The sequence below is a fragment of the Bradyrhizobium sp. CCGB01 genome (assembly GCF_024199795.1).
Classification (GTDB): Bacteria; Pseudomonadota; Alphaproteobacteria; order Rhizobiales; family Xanthobacteraceae; genus Bradyrhizobium.
On record NZ_JANADK010000001.1, the window covers coordinates 2025929 to 2046996 of the forward strand.

Sequence of the window (21068 nt, forward strand, 5' to 3'; positions counted from 1 at the left end):
CCGGAGGAAGCGCGGCGATCCACAGATCGCTGGCTAAGTGCGGCAGAATGACTCTGTGCCGAGTTGGGCATGCCGCCGGCGGCGCAGATGGGCTCGACATGGCGCATGAGCACCGCGACGCTTCGCGACGAGAATGAACAGCTGCGGGCGCCTTTAGCGCAAACGCAGGCAGCATTGAGCGAACATCAAGCGGCGCTGGCAAAGTCGGGAGAAGCGCGACGCCCGTTGGAGGTCATTCTCGGCGAGCTACACCGAGAGAAGTTCGGAGAGAATTCCGAGAAGCTGCGGCCAAATCAAGTATCATTTGCCGCTCGAAGACGTGGAGATCGCGCAAGGCGTCCTGGACGCGGCCCCAGGAGAAGGCTGCGCCGGTCATCACGGGCCGATCGCTTTCTGGATCGGATCAGGACCGCCATCGCAATCGGGGCTGCTTGCCCGCCCATTTTGCCTCGGGTGGAGCGGATCCTCGAGCCTGCGAGCATGTTCTGTCCGTGCGGTTGCGGCGCGATGACGAAGACCGGCGAGGACGTCAGCAAGTGCCATGACGTGATCGCGGCAGAATGGCGCGTGCTGGTCACGCGCCGCCCGAAATACATCTGCCGCCGCTGCTCCGGCCCTGTCGTGCAGGCGCAAGCGCCGGAGCATGTCGTGCCTGGCGGACTACCGACCGCAGCGGCGATTGCGCAGGTGATCGTCCCAAGATTGCGACCATAAGCGTTTTACCGTCAGGACGGAGATCGATGCGCGCCAGGGGATCCGGCTTGATCGGGCGACACTGGGCAACTGGTCAGGCCGCGCCTGCCCCCATCTGCAACCCGTTGCCGATCGCATGCGGCGCCATCTGGCAGCGGCGGATCGCCTGTTCATGGATGAAACTACGGCGCCGGTGCTCGATCCCGGGCGTGGTCAATACGGCACCGAAGCCATGGCACGCGGTTCATCGCGGGACATTAGGCTGGCCGCACGCAAGAAACACTCGCTGCCCTCGTCGAGGCGTTGAATCCGTGGTTCGAGAAACAGCTGTCGATGATCTCCAGCGGCTCGACGCTCGCTGATGACATCCGCTACGCGCTCAATCATTGGCAAGGGCTGACGCGCTTCCTCGATGACGGGCGGCTCGAGCTCGACACCAATCCGGTTGAAAACGCGATCCGGCCGATCTGCTTGACCAGAAAAACGTACTCTTTGCTGGTCATGAGGTCGGGGCCGAAAACTGGGCCTTGCTCGCATCCATCGCGGCAACCTGTAAGCTCAACGACGTCAACCCGGTCGCCTACATCGCCGTACGCTCACGGCGATCATCGCCAGCCACCCCAAAGCAAAATCGACGACTCAATGCCATGGCGGTCCCGCAAAACGTCAAGCCAGCATCAATAGGGTGGCAGCTAAGCGCTTACATACAAATTAGGTCGCTCTCACACAATCGCGCCCAGAGTGCGCCAATGTCCTTGGCAAGCTCCGCTTCCATCCATGTCTGTTAGTCTGGTCTCCGCGTCGCATCAGCGGCAATCACGAGCGTGGGTCGCCACAATACTGGTCGTCGACTGTTGGCAGCTGCCTACCCGCGCGCGGTCTATCTCTGGTATGAGCATTACCGCGAGAGCGGCGCTGACACGTTGGCGATCATCGATCTCTTCCAAAGCGAGTCTGGAATCGCATCCCGGACGTGCTAGGTCAGATCATCGACCTGACGGCACGGCAGATTTGCACTACCTAAGCGGCCGGTCCACAATCCAAGGCCGACTTCAAGCCGAACGCTCGCCGTCTCTGTCATCAATTAGAGATCACATGATCTTCATCAAACAGTTCTGCTAGTCCGGGAATCTCAACCGCCTGCTGCAATAGTTTGGGGAGGAACGCTGTTTCAACCTGTATTTCCTTGTTGTCACGCAGTCGAGCAATGGCGGCAATTATCTTGCGAACATCGTAGGTCGAGTTGAAGACCTGTGGCACCCCCCGTTCGATGTTGAGAAGGGTGTAGGCAGCCTCCATTGCGGTACGAACCGAATACTCGATGGTGAATACACAATCTCGCTCGGCCGACTGGGCAAATTGTCCGATGAATGCGAAATTGGCAGCTCCTTTTGGTACAACGTCTGGCCGGTCGCCCGCCTGCCTCGGCATGAAAAGGGAGGTGACGTAGGGCATCATGACAGGGACCGCTTTTGCGCCGGTCTCGGCAAGTTGCGGTATGTCCGTAATGGGCACACCAAGGTGATAAAGCCATTCCTCCGTAACCTCCGCGCCTGTACAGGCTTGCATCGGTTTCTTGACGAAGTCACCGAGCTTATCGACAAAGAGAGAATAGAGCCAGACGATGATTTGGTCTTTTGGCTGACACTTGAAGTGCGGCTGGCGGTTCACGGTCCAACTGAGCAGCCAGCTCGAATCCTTCACCGTAACGATGCCTCCCGTGACGACTTTTCCGCTGAACGGATCGCGTTTGGCGACGTTGCGGATATATCTTGGGATGCGCGCGTCCAAGGTCGTGATGGTCGCAGATTCCCACTTGGTCGCTTGGATGTTGCCGCAGAAAACCTCCGGGCGTCCGAACGCCGGGCTCTTTGCGGCGATACGTCGCCAGAGGTCCCATGCAGGAGCAGGGCCTTCATTGAGCTTTGCCTGGGTTTGATGGTCGCCGATATCAGAATTCTCGGTCAAAGACCCGATCGTCACAAAGAGGAGATCGTCGGCACAAAGATCGATTCCACCGTTGACACCGTCCCTCTGGTAGTTGATGCGCGTGGCCTGCTTGTATCCGGACCGGATCTCGAAATCGACGTCGGTGACTTCTACCCTGAATTGAAACATGACGCCCTGCTTGGCCAGCCAGTTGCACAGTGGCAGAACAAGGGATTCATATTGATTATACTTGGTAAACTTCAGTGCCCTGAAATCGGGGAGTCCGCCTATGTGATGGATGAATCGATGGAGGTACAGCTTCATTTCCAGCGCGGAATGCCATTCTTCAAACGCGAACATTGTGCGCCAGTAAAGCCAGAAATTGCTTCTTAGAAGGGCCTCCCCAAACACTTCGTCGATGCGCTTGTTCTCCATCTGCCGAGGGTCAGCAAGAAAGATGGCGATCAACTCCCGTTGCGCCTCCCCGGTTAGGTTGAAAAGGCCGTCGGTATGGGCATCCTCCCCCTGCTTCACCGTCGCTCGTTGCAACGAGTAGTTCGGATCGTCCTTGTTGAGCCAATAGAACTCATCGAGCACGCTGGCGCCTTTCAATTCCAGGGATGGGATCGACCTGAACAGATCCCATAGACATTCGTAATGGTCTTCCATCTCCCGGCCACCCCGAATGACAAAGCCCTTTTCGGGCTGCTTGATCCCATCGAGCGCGCCGCCCGGCAGCATCAACCGTTCGAGAATTGTGATTCGGTTGGCGGCCATATGCCCGTCGCGAATGAGAAATGCCGCACCGGCAAGCGCCGCCAGACCAGCACCGATGAACCAAGCAGTCTTCTTATCGACAGCATCAGGTTTGCGAGGACGGGCAAAGGCTTCGTAGTTTCCACTGCTGTAATACACGGCGTGTTTCCTCCGTTTGGCCAGCATTTATGTCATGAAAACATTTCCTCCAGCGCAGCCCCTTTATATGGGACGCCGATTGTCAAGCCACCATCGAGGACTATCTCAGCACCGGTCATGTAACTGGACTCGTCGCTAAGCAGGAATGCGACCGCCTGAGACACTTCCAGCGGCTCGGCTGCTCGTCCCATCGGAATTGGAAAGAGGGCGGGATCCAAGCGCTCGCTCATCGCCGTGTTGACGAGGCCAGGATGAACTGAGTTGACACGGACGCCGGAAGCTGCGCCCTCCAGCGCGGCAGACTTGGTGATTCCGCGCACGCCGAACTTGGAGGCCACATAAGCATGAAGGCCAGGGCTGCCTCGCAGTCCCTCGACCGATGAGACGTTGACGATCGAACCACCGCCTGCAAGCCGGATCGCTGGCAGCGCCGCCTGAATGCCGAGGAATACGCCGGTTAAATTAACTGCCAGGGTCCTGTTCCATAGATCGAGTGGGAACTGCTCGATCGAAGCCCGGCTCGTGACACCAGCATTATTGACGAGCCCATGCAAGGTACCGAAGGTGGCCTGTGCTGCCGCGATCACAGTTGCCCAGGATGTCGGCTCGCTAACATCCTGGTGCACGTAGATGGCGGCATTCCCCAGTTCGGAAGCGAGAGCCTCGCCGTCTTGATCAAGGACATCGGTGACTACGACTCGAGCGCCCTCTGCAACCAGCAAGCGGGCATGGGCCGCTCCCATACCTCGCGCCGCACCAGTCACCAGAACAACTTTTTCGTTTACACGTCCCATGACATAGTCCTCGCCCCGGGGCTATCGATTAAAAGCTGTGGAGAGGGCGCCGCGCCAAGCCGGCGACACCGGTGAGATACTACTGCAAGTGAGAGTTGGCTCTGCTCCACGCAGTAAGGAGACACAAAGTACATGACGTTCTCCCGCGGGATAGTTGAAGACAATGCTCGTTACAGCCAGTCGGTAGTCGGCCGGTGGCCACGACGAATTCAGATTCGGCGCGATGCTCCCACCAGTGACATGGCAGCCTCGAATAACTTCGGAGTTCTGCCGCAATTGGGATGTCTTTCCCACGCTCTACCACTCTTCTCTTCGTACCATGGTGCGGCGCTGCCCATGATCGTGCGACAAACCAGCACCAGCAATGCCCATGCCAGGAGCAGGCAGGGTGGTCTAAATGACTTTGGCCACGACTTGTGGCCGAGTCACAGCGATCAAGTTGGACATCGTGTCAGATTCCCGACGTTATGGGATCAATCAGACAGGTTGAGAAGGGGGCGACAAGCGAAGCGCAGCTTAGGCAAGCCTCGGTTTGCCCGGATTCCAAGCTTCTTTTGAACGAAAGGGGTGATTCCAACTTCTGTCGTCTCAAGTTAACATCGTAGGCTGTTATCGCCAAAGTTCTCTTCAGCGACGGCGGCCTACACGTCCGAAAGGAGATCGATCGCACGGAGCCTGGAATCGTACTCCTCGTACGTTCCAAGGATGATTTGGCCAACCACCAAATTGTGCACGGGATCGATGGCTGACGGCGAGTCGTAAGTTAGTGAAATGAGGCCCGTGAATAGCACTTCTTCGCCCGACTCATCTCGTCGAAACGCTCGGTCCGTGCACCACTTTACGAGCTGTGTTGCGGCTCCTTTTCCGGATTTGGTAATAGGAGGCAGATGCCGAAGCGAATAGAAGTTGTTGTGCGTCGAATACATCTGTCGTGCAGTTGCTTTCAGGCGCGTGTCTGGTTGAGCCGTGATGGTTAGGAGACGCTTGCCTGCTGGACGCTCAAGCGTCCCCTGAATTAGGCCACTTTCCCGGGTCAATGCGATGTGCGCAAACTTTTTGGGAGCACCGAGCGCCTCGCGTCCGGAGGCGAGGGCCGCATCGTTCGCAGTCACATAGATGTAAGGAATATAGAAGCCAGTCTCCCCACCGGAATCACGAACTTCGATTCCAGAATACTGCTCCAGATATGGTCCGACAATGCTTGAGCCGTAGCTTGCTATACCTACGACTCCGACCGCGGGATCTGCGGCAGGTCTGAGCTGCTTTGGTAATAAAGGCCCTACGTCGCTTGCAATTGTGAAGATGGCTTGCACGGCTTGGCAGCTAAGAAACGCGCTACCATGCTCTTCATCCCCATGATAAAGGGGCGCGTCGAACGGAATGCCTCTGATTTCCATCATAATTTACCCTCCGGTTGAGCATCCTGTGGGCGCTTCGTGAAAATCGAGAGCACGGCCACTGATGATGCAACAGTTGTGATCGTAGTCGAATCCGTTTGCATAATTTCCGACTACGGAGACACCTGTTCTGCTGTAGCCAAGAGTTTCATACTCTAGACGCTCACAAGCTGGCGGCGAAGACCGTGCGCAAATGCGATTGCAGCTGCAGAGCAACACACCAACATGCGTCGTTGACCGGGCGTGTCTCCTTCGAGGCCATGAGCCCGCTCGACATCTGGGAGGAAGGCAGTTGGACCGAATTCAGCGATGTTGTCATAGCGCAGCAAGTTGCGTGCCATCGTTCGCGATTAAGCGCTTGCCAGCTGGCCCTATCCGGATAGCTTTGGGAGTAGAAAGCTACCTAGGGTTTAAATGTCCAATTACACAAATTGGCGGCGCGGTCAGAAACCAAATACCTTTGCTACGGCCGATTGGGGCACAGTACGGCTGGAGGTGCTTTCATTGTGGGGAGGCAATCGCTATCGACATCTATGAGCTTACCGCGCCCATAAATACCAGCTGCTCGCAATACACTTTCATGGCCTCATTCATGAACATGGTGTTATCGTCAGTAGACTCAGGATCGGAAACGGCATTCCGTAAAGACCGCCGGAAGGCGTGCGCTGGTGGCGCGCCCTCACGCCGCACGCTCATGAAGGCTACGGGGTCCGAAAGTGCAACGACCTAGGATAATCTCGATGTTCAGGTGTTCTGCGCGGCTGGTCGAACTTGCGCCGTACGCTGCTGAAGCCTTTGAGTAAGGTGGTGCCGCTGGCGCCGGGACCTTAGTGGGTGCCGCCGCACTCCGTTGAGGCGTTGCATGAGGCCCTCAGCCGTGGCTACATATGAGATAGTTGAATGCCAAGTCTATCCGGCTTGCAATCTGCATTCGTGACCAGCGATTTGAGCGGCGAGCCGACCAAGCCGTTACTAAGAAGCCGAGCAGCGCGAACCACTGTCCTCCGACCAGCGGAGCTCTTGCGAAAGTAAGTCATTCGGCAATCCACCATTGAAACGTTGGATCCGATCTCCCATTGAACCGGCCACATTGCATCGAACGGTATCCTTGCGAGCCATTCGGGCGTCATCGATCAGACTAGCAGGCTGGTAAAGAATAGCTTCGTGATTTCGGCGGCAGAAGGATCCGTATCATCAGAAGTGGTGACGGTGACAAACTCGTTCCTGCAGTTCCAGCAGCGCCAAAGATCTTGAACTTCCTGCTCATCTTTGCGTTCATGCCACTCGAGGCAGACCAAGGCAGAACCACATCGAGAGCATCTTTCATGATGTGCTATTGAGGCCGACGCCATGTTAAGTCATCGCTCCGCTAGTAGCCGCTGGATGAGGTCTCCCCTTCAAGCCTCGTGCCAACTGCGAGAACTTGACCATTTAAGGGAAGTTTGCCGAGCGAGCGTATCAAGTCCTCCAAACAGTCGGAAGTCGGACAGTCGGCGTAGATCATGTGCCAACAGCTGGGCGAGCCAGTGAGTCCGCGCCGCTCTGCAGCCGGAGGATGGGCAACCCGCAGGAGCCGTCGCGGGCGACTAAAGCTCCTGGTTCCGCATCATTCAATGGATGAAGAAACACCTCACAAACATCGACTTATGCGCGTGACATTAGTATCCCTGAGGTGTGTTGGGTGTGACTCCAGAATCGCTGCCACGGCGATGCTTCCATCAGCGCGATCCCTTTCAGGAAGTGCGCGTACACGCTGACTGCCACAGTGTAGATCGCGCGGTGGCGTTCGTCTCGCGGCCCAGCTGCTTTGCGGAAGGCGAGGCGATTGATCCACGCAGCGTTGGTCCAGGAGGCCGACCAGTCTTGGTAGGTGCGGGCGCCGGACCTCTCGAAATACAATTCTCCATCACCCCGGGCTTTCCCACACTTCCGTGGGGCGACCGGTCAGTTTGCTTGCAGGACGATAAGGCTGACCACCGAAGTTTGCGACTCGTGGCGTGAACTGAATCGCCACAACAGTCAGATCGAATATATTCCGGACTATGAGGGAGAGTGAGCATATGCGGCTGCCGATTGCCTTTGTCGCCATCATGGCGATCTTCTTCGACGTCAGAGCGCCGTTCGCGGCGCCGGTCCTGGCACAGGGGATTTCGGACGGAGTCATCAAGATCGGCATCATGAATGACCGGAGCGGCCCCTATGCTGACAATTGCGGAACCGGTTCGGTTCTCGCGGCGCAGTTGGCAATCAGCGACTTTGGTGAAGCTATCAACGGCAGCAAGATCGAACTTATCGTAGCCGACGATCAGAATAAGCCCGACATCGGCGTCGCCATTGCGAGACGCTGGCTGGATAATGAGCGGGTGGACGCGATCGTGGGCTGTTCGGCATCGTCAGTTGCGCTGGGAGTACAAGACGTCATGAAGAATCGGAGGAAGCCCTATCTCCTCGCTGGAACGGCGGCCTCGGTGTTGACCAATGGGAAATGCTCTCCAATGACGAGACAGTGGGCAATGGACACCTATGCGCTTGCAAAGGCGACGGTGAAAACGCTCCTCGCTCGACGACTAGATACGTAGTTCTTTATCACCGTTGATTACTCATTTGGAAAAGTGTGGCAGGCCGATGCGACGCACTTTATCAGAACCGACGGGGGCAGGGTCGTTGGCTCCGTCCTGCATCCGCTAAATAGCTCCGATTTTTCGTCGCCCCTCCTGACCGCCCAATCGAGCGGAGCAAAGGTTGTCGCCTTTGCGAACTCGGGAGCGGACTTAGCCAATGCTCTGAAACAGGCTCTGGAATTCGAGCTCATCAAGAATCAGCAGCTTGTGCCGTTGGGCTTGTTGATAAATCAGACGCACAGTGTAGGCCTGGAATCCCTGCGGAATGTGCGCCTAGCCACTCCGTTCTACTGGGACATGACGGACGAGACGCGAACCTTCTCGCAGCGCTACGGTGCGGCGTTCGACGGCCGGGTCCCAAACGAGGCGCAGGCGAGCACCTACAGCGCGGTCACGCACTATCTCAAGGCGATTGCTGCGACCCAGACCGATGATGGCGGGGCAGTCGTGCAACACATGAAGAACACTCCCATTAGTGATTTTGAGATGGAGAATGTTCGCATCCGTTCCGATGGGCAGGTCATGCGTCCACTCTATGCCGCGCGTATCAAGGCGCCGGGCGAGTCGAACTACCCATATGACTATTATGAGATCACGGCGACCATCCCCGCCGAAGATGCCTGGCGGTCAGCCGCCGACAGCGCCTGCGATCTTCTTAAGAGGTCGTGAGCGGAGCAATCCGGCCTTTCGAAAACTGCCCGACCATCGTGGGCCAGGTCAGCCAATGCGCGGTAGAAATAGCCATCACCGTTTGCTATCTTACCGACCCCGGAGGGTAACTGCCGGAGCTTATTGGAGGCGCAGTCCCCGTTACAGCTACAGATCGGACTGCGATGCGATCGATAGCTTCCTGTTTACAAATAGCGTTAGAACCTTTCCATTATTCCATGCAAACACGTGAAACGTGATGCCCTCGACGAGCTCGCTCGATTTGAGAGTGCCCGCGCAGCCGAACGTTCGGACAACCTCTGCATAGTTTGCGCCCAACTGAACATTACTGAAGTCTGACTTCGTGACGCGACAATGCTCGGCGGGAGGCGAACGTGCGTCAACCGCCTTGTATTCATCGTCCAGACTGTCGAGAGCGTCCCGAGCGACGGGAAGCCCGTGATGCAGCGTAGGCGCCGCGCTATTAGTCGCAGAGTCTGGGAGTGTCTCAGTTGTGCGGATCGAGGGCCGCGCGGGCTGCGCTAGCAGCACAAACAGGCACCCGGCAAACAGATACCCTGCAGTCTGGAGGACCACTCGCCGGTCGATCGAGTGCACTACCTTAGCGAGATGAGATGGTTCCATTAGATACTGCACGTTCTTGAAACTCATGGCAGTCACACGGCGTCACCTGCAATTTGGCAGAAGAAAACAACAGGTGGACCCGAAGCCCTTCAAAGCACCGCCGAGACAAACCTAGATCAACAAATCCCAGCGGGAATTCTCACTAAACGATGCAAGCAGTATGCCGAATGAAGATGTTGTAGCCTCGCTAGCAGAAAAGTTGATTGTTTCGGTCGAGGTCATTTGACGATCTTTCCGGTATCAACCGTCGGCGCTCATGAAGTACGCATGTAGCAGGACCAGAGGACACTTCCGAACAACCAGGTGACGCACGCTTGGATGTTCTGTTGCAGCCCTATCTGCTAGTTTCAAGTGAGACCTGAGCTGACGAACTTTCTCCAACTGGCAATGGCCAGTTTAGATCCAGCTCTGGCGGGGTCTACGTCTCCGCGGTTCATGGTTGCAATGCCGAAGCACTATTTTGCACCAGAAGTCAATGAGGTTGACTTTCGTCCAGTGGCTTGATGCGGTCGGCTCGATCATTCCATTTCTCGCTGATGCGCTTCCGTCGCTGCGCAAGGACGCCGCCGCGGCGCTCGGTGAGATCGCCGATCCGTGTGCCCGTGACGCGCTCGCTGCGCGGGCGCGCGATGGGACCCTGACGTTCGCAAGACGGTCAACTGGGCGCTCGGCTGGTGGTCAAGCTACGATTTAAAGACCTGAAGCGACTATTCATGATGTGCATTAGCAGCCAGTCAAATACACGCGCATTCATGGCGATCTTCACGTCAACAACGTTTTGGTGCGCGGGCACGAGGCGCTTGTCCTCGATTCTATGCACACAATGACGGTCCGATGCTGCTCGACGTCGCCACGATGGAGACAAGCCTCCCGGTAGAAGGCTTTGACGATCATCCCGAACCGTTGCACCGTTGGCTGAAGTCCGTTCCACCGGTGTACGATTCTCCTAAGAGCCTGACCGAAAAAAGTGAGCGGTTTTGGCGGGCCTGTGATTCCTTCGGATTTGCGAAGATTCGAAGGAGGACACCATGCCGTGGACCAAAGCCGCTCGTATCCAATATCAGCGCAGTGGACTGCGTTACGCAAGCGATCTGACCGATGCCGAGTGGGCGCTGATCGCTCGGAAGATGCCGCCTCGATGCCGATTGGGCCGGCCGCGGGAGGTCGATCTGCGCGAGATCGTGCAGGCAATCTTTTATATTTTGTCGAGCGGCTGCCAATGGCGAGCCTTGCCGAAGGAGTTCCCGCAATACTCGACGGTGCAGGGCTATTTTTACGATTGGCGCGACAGCGGCAGGTGGCACCGGATCGTTCGAATCCTGGTGCGGCGGGCACGGAAGAAGCTCGGCCATAAGCCAACGCCAACGGCTGCCGTCATCGACAGCCAAACTGCTTCGACAACGCAGGCCGGAGGGCCTCGCGGCTTCGATCCCGGCAAGCGCCCGCATGGGCGCAAGCGGCACATCGTTACCGATACCAATGGCCTTCTGCTCGCAGCCCATGTCCATCCTGCGAACGTTCAGGATGTTCATGGCGCTGTCCCCTTGCTCGAGCACCTGCGAGATCGCTTTCCCAGGCTCCAACATGTCTTTGCCGATAGGGTTTATCGCGGCAAGCAGTTGACTAACGCGCTGTCCCCCTGCGGGCCGTGGACAATCGAGATCGTCCAGCGACCACCAGGGGTCAAAGGCTTCCAGCTCTTGCCCAAGCGCTGGGTGGTCGAACGCACCTTTGCGTGGTTCGGCCGTTGCCGACGCTTGACCAGAGACTTTGAAGGCTCCGCCGCAACGGAGCTTGCCTGGCTTCACGTTGCCCATCTCAGGCTGCTGACAACGCGCTCGCCGCGCCCTGAAGCGTTCGCCGGCCTTTTTGAGTCAGGCTCTAAGATCGACATGATGCCGCGCTACGGCCTAGGCATCATGCTCTGAGGCTCGGATCTCCAGACCGCAGCAGTTCTCGCGTCGGCTGTGCTTGTTAGGGCATCCAAAGACCCCGGCAAGCTCGGCGCCGAAGATGACCGCCGAGCGAGGCGGGAAGGGCCCAGCCGAGCGATCCGACGGCGCGGAAGAACGCGTCGTAGCGCACCGTCGGAAACAGCACGCCCGTCCAGGCCGCCATGTAGCCGGTGTCGGCGACCAGCGTGATCTCTCCGCCATAGCGCGAGAGTTCGTCGAGCACCGCAAGCGGGGACAGGGCGGCGTTGCCGGCAGTGGCCGCGAGTTGCTCGCGATGATGTGCGGTCCATTTGGCCGCATCGCCGCGGCAACGTTCAAGCCAATCGGATGGCGCCTTGAGGCCCCCTGTTTCACGAGATCGAGCAGGTCCGTGAGGAGGACTTGATGTCGGCGCGGACGCCGAGGCGCGGCGCGTAGGTAATCGACGATATCCGCTTGCCATTTGCGCCGCCGAGGAAACCTCAGCCTATCACGGAGCGCGAGTTCGTGCGCCTGAAGCGCCTGTTACTCAACCGCTTGCGACGTCCGGACAACGAGAGGTTGGGAACGCCATGCGTACATGTTCGCCGGGACCACACCAAGCCGCTCGGCATGAATGCCGCGCTCCACACCCTTGAGGCAGTCTATCCGGCCATAACGCCGCACGCGTGCCGGTCCAGCTTCCGCGATTTAGCCGGTGACGAAACGCGTTTCGAGCCCGAGATTGCGGAAATGGTATCGGCGCATAAGATTGACAACGAAACCGAGCAAGTCGTGTTCTGAGCAGAAGGCAACGAAGGAGTCGTTTGTGCACCAGCACAGCAGCTCACGCGCCCAGAACCCGGTCCAGGGGAGGCTGCCCGTGGTTTCCTTCCCAGATCGGAAGGATCGCAACCTCAATGAGTCGTCATCCACCACCCCAGGACATCGCTCCAGGATGGCCTAATCGGTCCGTTCGGCGGATTCGAAAGCCAAACCACGGTCCCCAGAGACCAGATCGCCCATAGATCGGTTCTCGTCATCGGGGGGGACCTAGTTGTCGGTGCAACCAACACCTCCCGCATTTCGCGGGGCTACGGCATCGAAGCGTAGTCCCGCTACCGGCGGCAGATTGATAAAGGCGGTGCCGCTCGTCTGCATCCGGATAAGACGAACTCGATATTTCTCCACTCGGCGGACAAATGCCAAGCTTCCTGCGCGGCCCGCGACGGCGGTGGGCGATGAACGTGTTTTGCCAAAGGACGGCGAGCTGCGCTCGGTGCGGGCGCGTGTCATGGCGGCCTCATAACCGCGAGCAGTCTCTTCTAGCATGATGGTGTTACTTTGGCGCCGTCTCTGTGGCCCGTGCTGCAATTTTCCTGGCAGATCTCGTGTGCCCGCGCTGTGCCCACGTTTTCTCGGGGCACACTCCCGGGGAATTAGCCCACTAAGTCTTTGAACTTGAGCAGCGAATGGTGGGCGCACAAGGGATCGAACCTTGGACCTCTCCCGTGTGAAGGGAACGCTCTCCCGCTGAGCTATGCGCCCGGGACCATCATGCAGACGGCCGGACCTTTTCGGCCGGCCGGCGCATCGGAGCCCGCGATTTAGAAGTGCGGGCCGAAGGTGTCAAGTTTCCAGGCGCCTTGAGGCCGGAAAACCTTTTGCAGGTCACGTAATTCTGCGGCGAATCCGCGGTTGGGCCCGGCTACGCGCCCTGCTGGCGGGCGCGGGAGGCGTGGGCCTGGAGCGCGCGGATGCGTTCGGCGAGCGTTCCGCCGCCCTCGGGCAGGGTGGCCATGCCATTGCCGGCGGCGTCATTGGCCGGGCGCGGCGCCGGTTTCGGAGGCTGGCCGGCCTCGGCCGCAAGCAGGGCCTCGATCGGCGAGTTCGGCCCTTCGAGCTGCATCGCGAGCTTTGCCACCTCGGCGGCAATGTCGTTGATGCGCTCGCGCAACAGCGCGTTCTCCATGCGCTCGGTCGCCCAGGAGCTTTCGGCCTGCTGCTGGATCGCGTTGATGTCGCGCTGGAGTTTGCCGCGCTCGTCGCGCGCGGTGCGCAGCTGCTCCTCCAGCGCGGTCTTTTCCGCGCGGATTGATTCGAACGCCGCCGACGACTTGCCGCCGCTCAAGGCCGCGATCTCGACGCGCAGCTCCTTGATGGTGCGTTCGCCGCCCTCATTGGCCTGGCGCAGCTGGTTGTTCTCGTAGTCGCGCTCGGCGAGCAGCTTGCCCTGCGTGGCGAGGCGGCCTTCGAGGTCGGCGACGCGGCCCGACAGCATCTCGGCCTCTTTCACCTGCACGATCAGCTGGCGATCGAGCTCGTTGACGCGCTGGCTCAGATTCTCGACGCGGCCGCGCGCGTCGCCGAGCTCGCGCGAGGCGACCTCCGAGTCCGAGCGTTCCTGCGTCAGCCGCGCCTGCGTCGCCACGAACTCCTTCTCGGCGTCGCCGACGCGGTTCTTCAATTCCTCGATCTGCGCGCGGACCGCGACCAGCTCGACCTGACGGCTTTCCGCCATCATCGAGCGGTCGGACAGCTCGGAATTGATTTTTGCGAGCTCGCCCTGCTTGTCGGTCAGCGCAATCTCGGCGGTGCGCAGGGATTCGGTCTTGGCGTTGAATTCCTCCTCGGTGGCGCGGAGCTGCTCCTTCACCGCCTTCTCGCGCGCCTCCAGCGCGAAGATCGTGGCGTTCTTCTCGCCGAGCTCGATCTTCATGCGGTTGATGGCGTCGCTCTTCTTGCCGAGCTCGGCGAGCTGGCTCGTGGTCTTGTTCTTGAGCTGGTCGACGCTCATCTCGAGCCGTCGCGCCGACATGGCGAATTCGGCGCGGAGCTGGTCCTTGTCGGCCTGGATCTCCGCCATCGAGAGGGGGGTGGCGGCCTCGAGCCGGCGCGTGGTCAGGCGGACCGCGCGGTTATGCACCAGCGGCACGATGGCAAGCCCGCACAGCATCGAGAGCAGGAAACCGATCGCCAGGTACATGATCGGTTCGACCATGGGCCAGAACTCCCAGAGCTAAGGAAAAATTTACCAAAGACAATGCATGGCGGGCCGGCAAAAAGCCAGCCCCGCCCTGTTGTTAACGTGAATCCGGAAATCGACTGGGGACGACGGACCTAGAACGGGTTCCAGGTCGCGCGCGGGGTGAATTTCAAATAGCCGATATTGGCTCCCAGCCGCAGGCCGAGGCCCGAGCGGATCGGCACCAGCACGATGTTGTTGGCGGTGAGCGCCGTCATGCCGAAGCCGCCGATGATATAGGCCGAGCCGTCGATGCCGGCGAAGCGCTGGTAGATCGCGTTGGTGGCGGGCAGGTTATAGACCAGCGTCATGGTGCGCGCGCCGTCGCCGCCCCAGTCGAAGCCGAGCGAGGGGCCCTGCCAGTAGACGCGGAGGTCGCCGGCGTTCTTGGTGTAGAGCGTGCCTTCGCCGTAGCGCAGGCCGGCAACGAAGGCGCCGGAGCCTTCCTCACCCAGGATGTAGCCGTTGGGCAGGCCCCATTGGCTGACGGCCTTCTCGATGATCGAGGCGAGCCCGCGCGAGACGTTGCCGAAGAAGCGGTGGCCGGCGGTCACGAGCTCGTCCGGCCCATAGGTGCTGGGCGTCGGGGTCCGCTGCGGCGGCGGCAGATTGGGCGGCGGCGCCTGCTGGGCGGAGGCCGGGACGATCCAGCCGACCAGCGCGGCAAGCGCGACCGCAGCAAGGCGTGATGCGAAAGTCATAAAAGAACCCCTGGTATCGAATCCCGTCGCTTCTTTAACCTGGCGCCAACAGGCACGGCTCTAGGTTGCGCCGGATGTCCCCTCGACTCGGATGTTATCCGCAGCAACTATGACGGCACAACGGCAGGAAGATAGCCCTTTGCGCCCCGGAATTGCCTTGATCGGCTTCCTCGTCTGCCTGTTGGCGGGCATCTGCGTTGCCTGCGCGGGGGGGCCGGCCGCGGCAGCCACCACCGAGCGGATCGTCGTCAATCGCTTCAGCGGCGTGGCGATCGAGGGTTTCGACCCCGTCGCCTATTTCGTCGATGGCGCCGCCTTGCAGGGGACGGCCGAGTTCGAGGCCAACCTCTGGGGCGCGGTCTGGCGCTTCCGCAACGAGGGCAACCGGGCGTCCTTCCTGGCCCATCCCGAGATCTATGGACCGCAGTTCGGCGGGTATGATCCGGCCGACATCGCCCGGGGCGTCGCCGTCGCCGCCAACCCCCGCTTCTACGTGATCGCGGCGCAGCGGCTGTACCTGTTCAGCCGGGAGGCCAACCGCGATGCCTTCGCCGCCGACCCGGAGCGCTTCCTCTATGAGGTGCGCAAGCGCTGGCCGGCGCTCCAGGAACAACTTAGCCAATAGCAGCTCGGTCAGTAGCGGCCTACCGCCTGCGGGTCGCCCCAGGCGATGAACTCCGGGATGATGAAGCCGGTGTCGCCGCGCTGGCCGAATCGGAGTTCGCCACCCTTGCCGTCGGTGACCTTGCCGCCGGCGGCGGTCACGACCGCGCAGCCGGCCCCGACATCCCATTCGCAAGTGGGCCCGAAGCGGGGATAGATGTCGGCGCTGCCCTCCGCGATCCGGCCGAATTTGACCGCCGAGCCGACCGTCTTCCTGACGGCATTGGGCCGGCCATCGATGAACGCTTCGCTTCTGAGGTCGCCATGGGAGCGGCTCACCGCCGCGATCCACGGCTCGCCCTGCGCCGGAAGCGTGCGGCTGCGAACCGGCTCGGCAGCACCGATGGTCGCGCCGTCAAACCTGACGCGCTCGGCGCCGCGGCCGACGATGCCGCGCCAGAGCAGGCCGAGCGCGGGCGCGCTGACGATGCCGAGCAGCGGCACGCCTTCAGTCACGAGGGCGAGGTTGACGGTGAACTCGTCGCGGCCGGCGACGAATTCCTTGGTGCCGTCGAGCGGATCGATCAGGAAGAAGCTGTCGCGAAATGGCGGCGAGGCGAGCTGGGTCCGCTCTTCCGACAGCGTCGGCACGTCGCCCGCCAGCTGCGCCAGGCCGTCAGCGATGATGCGGTCGGCGGCAAGGTCAGCCTCGGTGACCGGCGAGCCGTCGTGCTTGCCGTCGACCCGCATCGCCTTGCGGTTCACGCTGAGGATCGCTTCGCCCGCCTTCACCACCAGCGCGGTAAGCGGCTCCATCAGGCCGATAGCGGCCGCCCCGTCGATGATCCGCTTCACCTGCATGCCTCATTCATCGGCAATTCCATCCCTACGCAACTGATTCGCCGTGGCCTTATGGCCGCTTCAAACCGATCGCAAGCTAGCTGCCACGGGCTTGCGAATGTTAGAACCCGCGGCATTCGTCAAGCATGCGTGATTCGCCGCGTCCGCGCCGTGCAATTCCAGGAACCCTCTATGTCTGACGCTTCGTCACCCGGTACCGCTACCGCTCCAGATGCGCTCGAACTCGCCGCGCTCCTGTGCTCGCGGGTCTGCCACGATCTCATCAGCCCTGTCGGCGCCATCGTCAATGGGCTGGAGGTGCTCGACGACGATCCCAAGCCCGAGGATCGCGAATTCGCGCTCGACCTGATTCGCAAGAGCGCGAAAACCGCCTCCGCCCGCCTCCAGTTCTGCCGCCTCGCCTTCGGCGCCGCCGGCTCGTCGGGCGCGCAGATCGATCTCGGCGATGCCCAGACCATGGCGCGCGGCCACATCGAGGACGGCAAGTGCTCGATCACGTGGAACCTGCCGCGGCTCCTGCTGCCGAAGAATCGCGTCAAGCTGCTGCTCAATATGCTGGTTGTGTCCCAGCACACGATCCCGCGCGGCGGCATGCTGACGGTCGATCCGATCGGCGACGGCGAGACCATGAGCTTCCGCATCACCGCGACCGGACATAATGCGCGCCTGCCGCAGAACATCTCCGAGCTCCTGAGCGGTGAGCGGGGACCTGCCGCGGATGCGCACGCGATCCAGCCTTATTATACGCGGCTGTTGGCGGAGGCTTGCGGGCTCACGGTGAAGCTCGCGCACGAAGGCGAAGCCATCACCGTCACCGCTTCGTAGTCGCGCCGCCGCTCTCAAACGTTAATCGAATCTTTACGAGGCGCTTCGGCTTGTCCGGAGCGCCTTATCTCTTTGTTGGTTCCGTTCTTTTGCACATACTCAACCATTATTAAACGCTTTGCGGTGAAGCTGGCCTCATTCCGAAATGGCGCATCACAAATCGTGCGCGCCCTCCCTGTATGAAGGCCTGTTTTCATGGATGATCTGTTGCGGGAGTTTTTGACGGAGACCAGCGAGAGCCTGGACACCGTCGACAATCAGCTGGTGAAGTTCGAGCAGGAGCCGAACAACGCCAAGATCCTGGATAACATCTTCCGCCTGGTCCACACCATCAAGGGCACGTGCGGCTTCCTCGGGCTGCCGCGGCTCGAAGCGCTGGCGCATGCCGGCGAGACGCTGATGGGCAAATTCCGCGACGGCATGCCGGTGACCGGGCAGGCCGTGACGGTGATCCTGTCCTCGATCGACCGCATCAAGGAGATCCTCGCAGGTCTCGAAGCCACCGAAGCCGAGCCGGAAGGCAACGACCGCGACCTCATCGACAAGCTCGAAGCGATGGTCGAGCAGGGCATGGCGGCCATGGCTGCCGGGGCCGCTGCTCCCGTCGCCGAAGCGCCGCCGCTGGTGCCGGAAGCGCCCGTTGCTGCGGCGCCTGCGCCCGCAAAAGCGATGACCACGGGCTCGCTGATCGACCAGACCCTGGAGCGCCCGTTGCGTCCCGGCGAAGTCTCGCTCGACGAGCTCGAGCGCGCCTTCCGCGAGACCGCGATCGAAGCGCCGGCGCCCGTCGTCAAGGCCGAGCCCGCGCCGGTCGCTGAAGCGCCCGCTGTCAAGGAAGCCAAGGCGCCCAAGGAAAAGGCCGCGCCGAAGAAGTCGATGGCCGACGAGGGCGCCGGCGAAGGCGCCAGCATCGCCAACCAGTCGATCCGCGTCAACGTGGACACGCTGGAGCATCTGATGACCATGGTCTCCGAGCTGGTGCTGACCCGCAACCAGCTGCTGGAGATCTCCCGCCGCAACGAGGACACCGAGTTCAAGGTGCCGTTGCAGCGCCTGTCCAACGTCACCGCCGAGCTGCAGGAAGGCGTCATGAAGACGCGCATGCAGCCGATCGGCAATGCCTGGCAGAAGCTGCCCCGCATCGTCCGCGACCTCTCGAGCGAACTCGGCAAGCAGATCGAGCTGGAGATGCACGGCGCCGACACCGAGCTCGACCGCCAGGTGCTCGACCTGATCAAGGACCCGCTCACCCACATGGTGCGCAACTCCGCCGACCATGGCCTCGAGACCCCCGCCGAGCGTCTGGCGTCCGGCAAGGGCGAGCAGGGCACCATCCGCCTGTCCGCCTATCACGAGGGCGGCCACATCATCATCTGCATCGCCGACAACGGCCGCGGCCTCAACACCGAGAAGATCAAGGCCAAGGCGATCTCCTCGGGTCTCGTCAGCGAGGCCGAGCTCGAGAAGATGAGCGAAGCCCAGATCCACAAGTTCATCTTCGCGCCGGGCTTCTCGACCGCGGCCGCCATCACGTCGGTCTCCGGCCGCGGCGTCGGCATGGACGTGGTGCGCACCAATATCGACCAGATCGGCGGCACCATCGACATCAAGTCGGTCGCCGGTGAAGGCTCCTCCGTCACCATCAAGATCCCGCTGACGCTCGCCATCGTCTCGGCGCTGATCGTCGAAGCCGCCGGTGACCGCTTTGCGATCCCGCAGCTCTCGGTCGTCGAACTGGTCCGGGCCCGCGCCAACTCCGAGCACCGCATCGAGCGCATCAAGGACACCGCGGTCCTTCGCCTGCGCAACAAGCTGCTGCCGCTGATCCACCTCAAGAAGCTGCTCAAGATCGACGACGGCGCCGCCTCCGATCCCGAGAACGGTTTTATCGTGGTGACCCAGGTCGGCAGCCAGACCTTCGGTATCGTCGTCGACGGCGTGTTCCACACCGAAGAAATCGTGGTCAAGCCGATGTCGACCAAGCTGCGTCACATCGACATGTTCTCCGGCAATACCATTTTGGGTGATGGCGCGGTCATCATGATCATCGACCCCAACGGCATCGCCAAGGCGCTCGGCGCCGCCGGCTCCTCGGCCCATGACATGGCCGACGAGAACGGGGCGCACCACATCGGATCGGGCGAGCAGACCACCTCGCTGCTGGTGTTCCGCGCCGGCTCGTCGCAGCCCAAGGCGGTCCCGCTCGGGCTCGTCACCCGCCTCGAAGAGCTCCCGGCCGACAAGATCGAGTTCAGCAACGGCCGCTACATGGTGCAGTACCGCGAGCAGCTGATGCCACTCGTCGCCATGGAGAGCGTCACCATTGCGAGCCAGGGCGCCCAGCCGATCCTGGTGTTCGCCGATGACGGCCGCTCCATGGGCCTCGTCGTCGACGAGATCATCGACATCGTCGAGGAACGGCTCAACATCGAGGTCGGCGGCTCCTCCTCCGGCATTCTCGGCTCGGCCGTGATCAAGGGCCAGGCCACCGAGGTGATTGACGTCGGCCACTTCCTGCCGATGGCGTTCGCCGACTGGTTCACCCGCAAGGAGATGAAGCCGTCGATGCACTCGCAGTCGGTGCTGCTGGTCGACGACAGCGCGTTCTTCCGCAACATGCTGGCCCCGGTGCTGAAGGCGGCCGGCTACCGTGTCCGCACCGCGCCGACCGCGCAGGAGGGCCTGGCGGCGCTGCGCGCGCAAACCTTCGATGTGGTCCTGACCGACATCGAGATGCCCGACATGAACGGGTTCGAGTTCGCGGAAGTGATCCGCTCGGACAACAATCTGGGCTCGATGCCGATCATCGGTCTCTCCGCGCTGGTGTCGCCGGCGGCGATCGAGCGCGGCCGACAGGCCGGCTTCCACGACTATGTCGCCAAGTTCGACCGTCCCGGCCTGATCGCGGCGTTGAAGGAGCAGACCGCGGGCGCCGCCGGCGCCTCCGAGCTGAACCGGGCCGCGGCCTAAAGGGGACGAGGAGATACCGAGATGAGCAACAAGACCCAGTCCAGCGAAGGCGCCATGGTCGAATACGTCACCGCGATGATCGGCGGCCAGCTGTTCGGCCTGCCGATCTCCCGCGTCCAGGACGTGTTCATGCCCGAGCGCGTCACCCGCGTGCCGCTGTCCTCGCGCGAGATCGCGGGCGTGCTGAACCTGCGCGGCCGCATCGTCACCGTGGTCGACATGCGTTCGCGCCTTGGCCTGCCCAGGGACGAGGACGGCAAGACCCCCATGGCGGTCGGCGTCGACCTGCGCGGGGAATCCTACGGCCTGCTGATCGACCAGATCGGCGAAGTGCTGCGCCTGCCCGAGGCCGGCATGGAAGAGAACCCCGTCAACCTCGATCCCCGCATGGCCAAGCTCGCCGGCGGCGTCCATCGCCTCGACGGCCAGCTCATGGTCGTCCTCGACGTCGATCGCGTCCTCGAGCTCGCGCCCGAGATGATGGCCGCCTGATACGGCGGCATCGCCGTTGACGGACTTGCAATTGGA

The 21068-nt window shown here is 61.1% G+C and carries 14 protein-coding genes, 1 tRNA gene and 3 pseudogenes; 10 read left to right on the top strand and 8 right to left on the bottom strand.

All coding sequences use genetic code 11. The features are described 5' to 3' along the window. Positions 1-480: 480 nt before the first annotated feature. From NLM25_RS09105 to NLM25_RS44400, 3 genes and pseudogenes are all read left to right on the top strand, one after another. Positions 481-714: an IS66 family transposase zinc-finger binding domain-containing protein gene (locus NLM25_RS09105; protein WP_256570888.1), complete on the top strand. Its 234-nt coding sequence runs from the start codon at positions 481-483 to the stop codon at positions 712-714. Positions 715-775: 61 nt separating this feature from the next. After that, on the top strand, positions 776-1000 hold the full coding sequence (locus NLM25_RS09110; protein ID WP_254141139.1) for an IS66 family transposase: 225 nt from the start codon (positions 776-778) through the stop codon (positions 998-1000). Then, positions 979-1377 (top strand): annotated as a pseudogene (locus NLM25_RS44400) (transposase); the annotation flags it as partial. The gene NLM25_RS09110 and the pseudogene NLM25_RS44400, both read left to right, overlap by 22 nt. A 396-nt stretch (positions 1378-1773) precedes the next feature. On the opposite strand, the gene NLM25_RS09120 reads toward NLM25_RS44400, so the two are convergent. From NLM25_RS09120 to NLM25_RS09130, 3 genes are all read right to left on the bottom strand, one after another. Continuing rightward, positions 1774-3537: an oleate hydratase gene (locus NLM25_RS09120; RefSeq protein ID WP_254136696.1), complete on the bottom strand. Its 1764-nt coding sequence runs from the start codon at positions 3535-3537 to the stop codon at positions 1774-1776. Between the two features lie 32 nt (positions 3538-3569). Next, positions 3570-4331, bottom strand: coding sequence for a glucose 1-dehydrogenase (locus NLM25_RS09125; RefSeq protein WP_254136697.1), 762 nt, complete (start codon positions 4329-4331; stop codon positions 3570-3572). A 641-nt stretch (positions 4332-4972) separates the two neighbouring features. After that, a complete protein-coding gene (locus NLM25_RS09130; RefSeq protein ID WP_254116537.1) occupies positions 4973-5731 on the bottom strand; it encodes an acetoacetate decarboxylase family protein in 759 nt (252 codons plus the stop codon). Between the two features lie 2087 nt (positions 5732-7818). Here NLM25_RS09130 and NLM25_RS09135 point away from each other — a divergent pair. Next, positions 7819-9018, top strand: a pseudogene (locus NLM25_RS09135) (ABC transporter substrate-binding protein). 1652 nt (positions 9019-10670) lie between these two features. Then, positions 10671-11489: pseudogene (locus tag NLM25_RS09140) on the top strand (IS5 family transposase); the annotation flags it as partial. 127 nt (positions 11490-11616) lie between these two features. Here NLM25_RS09140 and NLM25_RS09145 read toward each other — a convergent pair. Further along, positions 11617-11820, bottom strand: coding sequence for a hypothetical protein (locus NLM25_RS09145; protein WP_254136698.1), 204 nt, complete (start codon positions 11818-11820; stop codon positions 11617-11619). Between the two features lie 263 nt (positions 11821-12083). Here NLM25_RS09145 and NLM25_RS09150 point away from each other — a divergent pair, with 263 nt between their 5' ends. Then, positions 12084-12359 (top strand): hypothetical protein, encoded by a 276-nt coding sequence (locus NLM25_RS09150; protein WP_254136699.1) that lies wholly within the window; start codon positions 12084-12086, stop codon positions 12357-12359. A gap of 669 nt (positions 12360-13028) precedes the next feature. Here NLM25_RS09150 and NLM25_RS09155 read toward each other — a convergent pair. The 3 genes from NLM25_RS09155 to NLM25_RS09165 all read right to left on the bottom strand — a co-directional run bounded on the left by NLM25_RS09155 (position 13029) and on the right by NLM25_RS09165 (position 15281). After that, positions 13029-13103: transfer RNA gene (locus NLM25_RS09155), tRNA-Val, on the bottom strand. Between the two features lie 160 nt (positions 13104-13263). Continuing rightward, positions 13264-14556, bottom strand: coding sequence for a hypothetical protein (locus NLM25_RS09160; protein WP_254116541.1), 1293 nt, complete (start codon positions 14554-14556; stop codon positions 13264-13266). Between the two features lie 119 nt (positions 14557-14675). Then, the gene (locus tag NLM25_RS09165) at positions 14676-15281 is read right to left on the bottom strand and encodes a DUF1134 domain-containing protein (protein ID WP_254116542.1); all 606 of its coding nucleotides are present in this window, start codon (positions 15279-15281) and stop codon (positions 14676-14678) included. Between the two features lie 139 nt (positions 15282-15420). On the opposite strand from NLM25_RS09165, the gene NLM25_RS09170 reads away from it, so the two are divergent. Then, positions 15421-15906 (top strand): YHS domain-containing (seleno)protein, encoded by a 486-nt coding sequence (locus NLM25_RS09170; RefSeq protein ID WP_254141140.1) that lies wholly within the window; start codon positions 15421-15423, stop codon positions 15904-15906. Positions 15907-15914: 8 nt separating this feature from the next. On the opposite strand, the gene NLM25_RS09175 is transcribed toward NLM25_RS09170, so the two are convergent. Beyond that, a complete protein-coding gene (locus tag NLM25_RS09175) occupies positions 15915-16745 on the bottom strand; it encodes a 3'(2'),5'-bisphosphate nucleotidase CysQ (RefSeq protein ID WP_254136700.1) in 831 nt (276 codons plus the stop codon). Between the two features lie 171 nt (positions 16746-16916). Between NLM25_RS09175 and chpT the strand changes: the two genes are divergently transcribed. The 3 genes from chpT (at position 16917) to NLM25_RS09190 (ending at position 21032) form a co-directional block, all read left to right on the top strand. Next, a complete protein-coding gene (gene chpT, locus NLM25_RS09180; RefSeq protein ID WP_254116544.1) occupies positions 16917-17570 on the top strand; it encodes a histidine phosphotransferase ChpT in 654 nt (217 codons plus the stop codon). Between the two features lie 195 nt (positions 17571-17765). Then, positions 17766-20540 (top strand): hybrid sensor histidine kinase/response regulator, encoded by a 2775-nt coding sequence (locus NLM25_RS09185; protein ID WP_254136701.1) that lies wholly within the window; start codon positions 17766-17768, stop codon positions 20538-20540. 21 nt (positions 20541-20561) lie between these two features. Further along, positions 20562-21032, top strand: a complete 471-nt coding sequence (locus NLM25_RS09190) for a chemotaxis protein CheW (protein WP_254136702.1) — start codon at positions 20562-20564, stop codon at positions 21030-21032. The last annotated feature ends 36 nt before the right edge of the window (positions 21033-21068 follow it).

Excerpts from the sequence above, each read along its gene's own strand:
- NLM25_RS09105 (WP_256570888.1), top strand. The coding sequence starts at position 481 with ATGTTCTGTCCGTGCGGTTGCGGCGCGATGACGAAGACCGGCGAGGAC.
- NLM25_RS09125 (WP_254136697.1), bottom strand. The coding sequence starts at position 4,331 with ATGGGACGTGTAAACGAAAAAGTTGTTCTGGTGACTGGTGCGGCGCGA.
- NLM25_RS09130 (WP_254116537.1), bottom strand. The coding sequence starts at position 5,731 with ATGATGGAAATCAGAGGCATTCCGTTCGACGCGCCCCTTTATCATGGG.
- NLM25_RS09160 (WP_254116541.1), bottom strand. The coding sequence starts at position 14,556 with ATGGTCGAACCGATCATGTACCTGGCGATCGGTTTCCTGCTCTCGATG.
- NLM25_RS09165 (WP_254116542.1), bottom strand. The coding sequence starts at position 15,281 with ATGACTTTCGCATCACGCCTTGCTGCGGTCGCGCTTGCCGCGCTGGTC.
- NLM25_RS09175 (WP_254136700.1), bottom strand. The coding sequence starts at position 16,745 with ATGCAGGTGAAGCGGATCATCGACGGGGCGGCCGCTATCGGCCTGATG.
- chpT (WP_254116544.1), top strand. The coding sequence starts at position 16,917 with ATGTCTGACGCTTCGTCACCCGGTACCGCTACCGCTCCAGATGCGCTC.
- NLM25_RS09185 (WP_254136701.1), top strand. The coding sequence starts at position 17,766 with ATGGATGATCTGTTGCGGGAGTTTTTGACGGAGACCAGCGAGAGCCTG.
- NLM25_RS09190 (WP_254136702.1), top strand. The coding sequence starts at position 20,562 with ATGAGCAACAAGACCCAGTCCAGCGAAGGCGCCATGGTCGAATACGTC.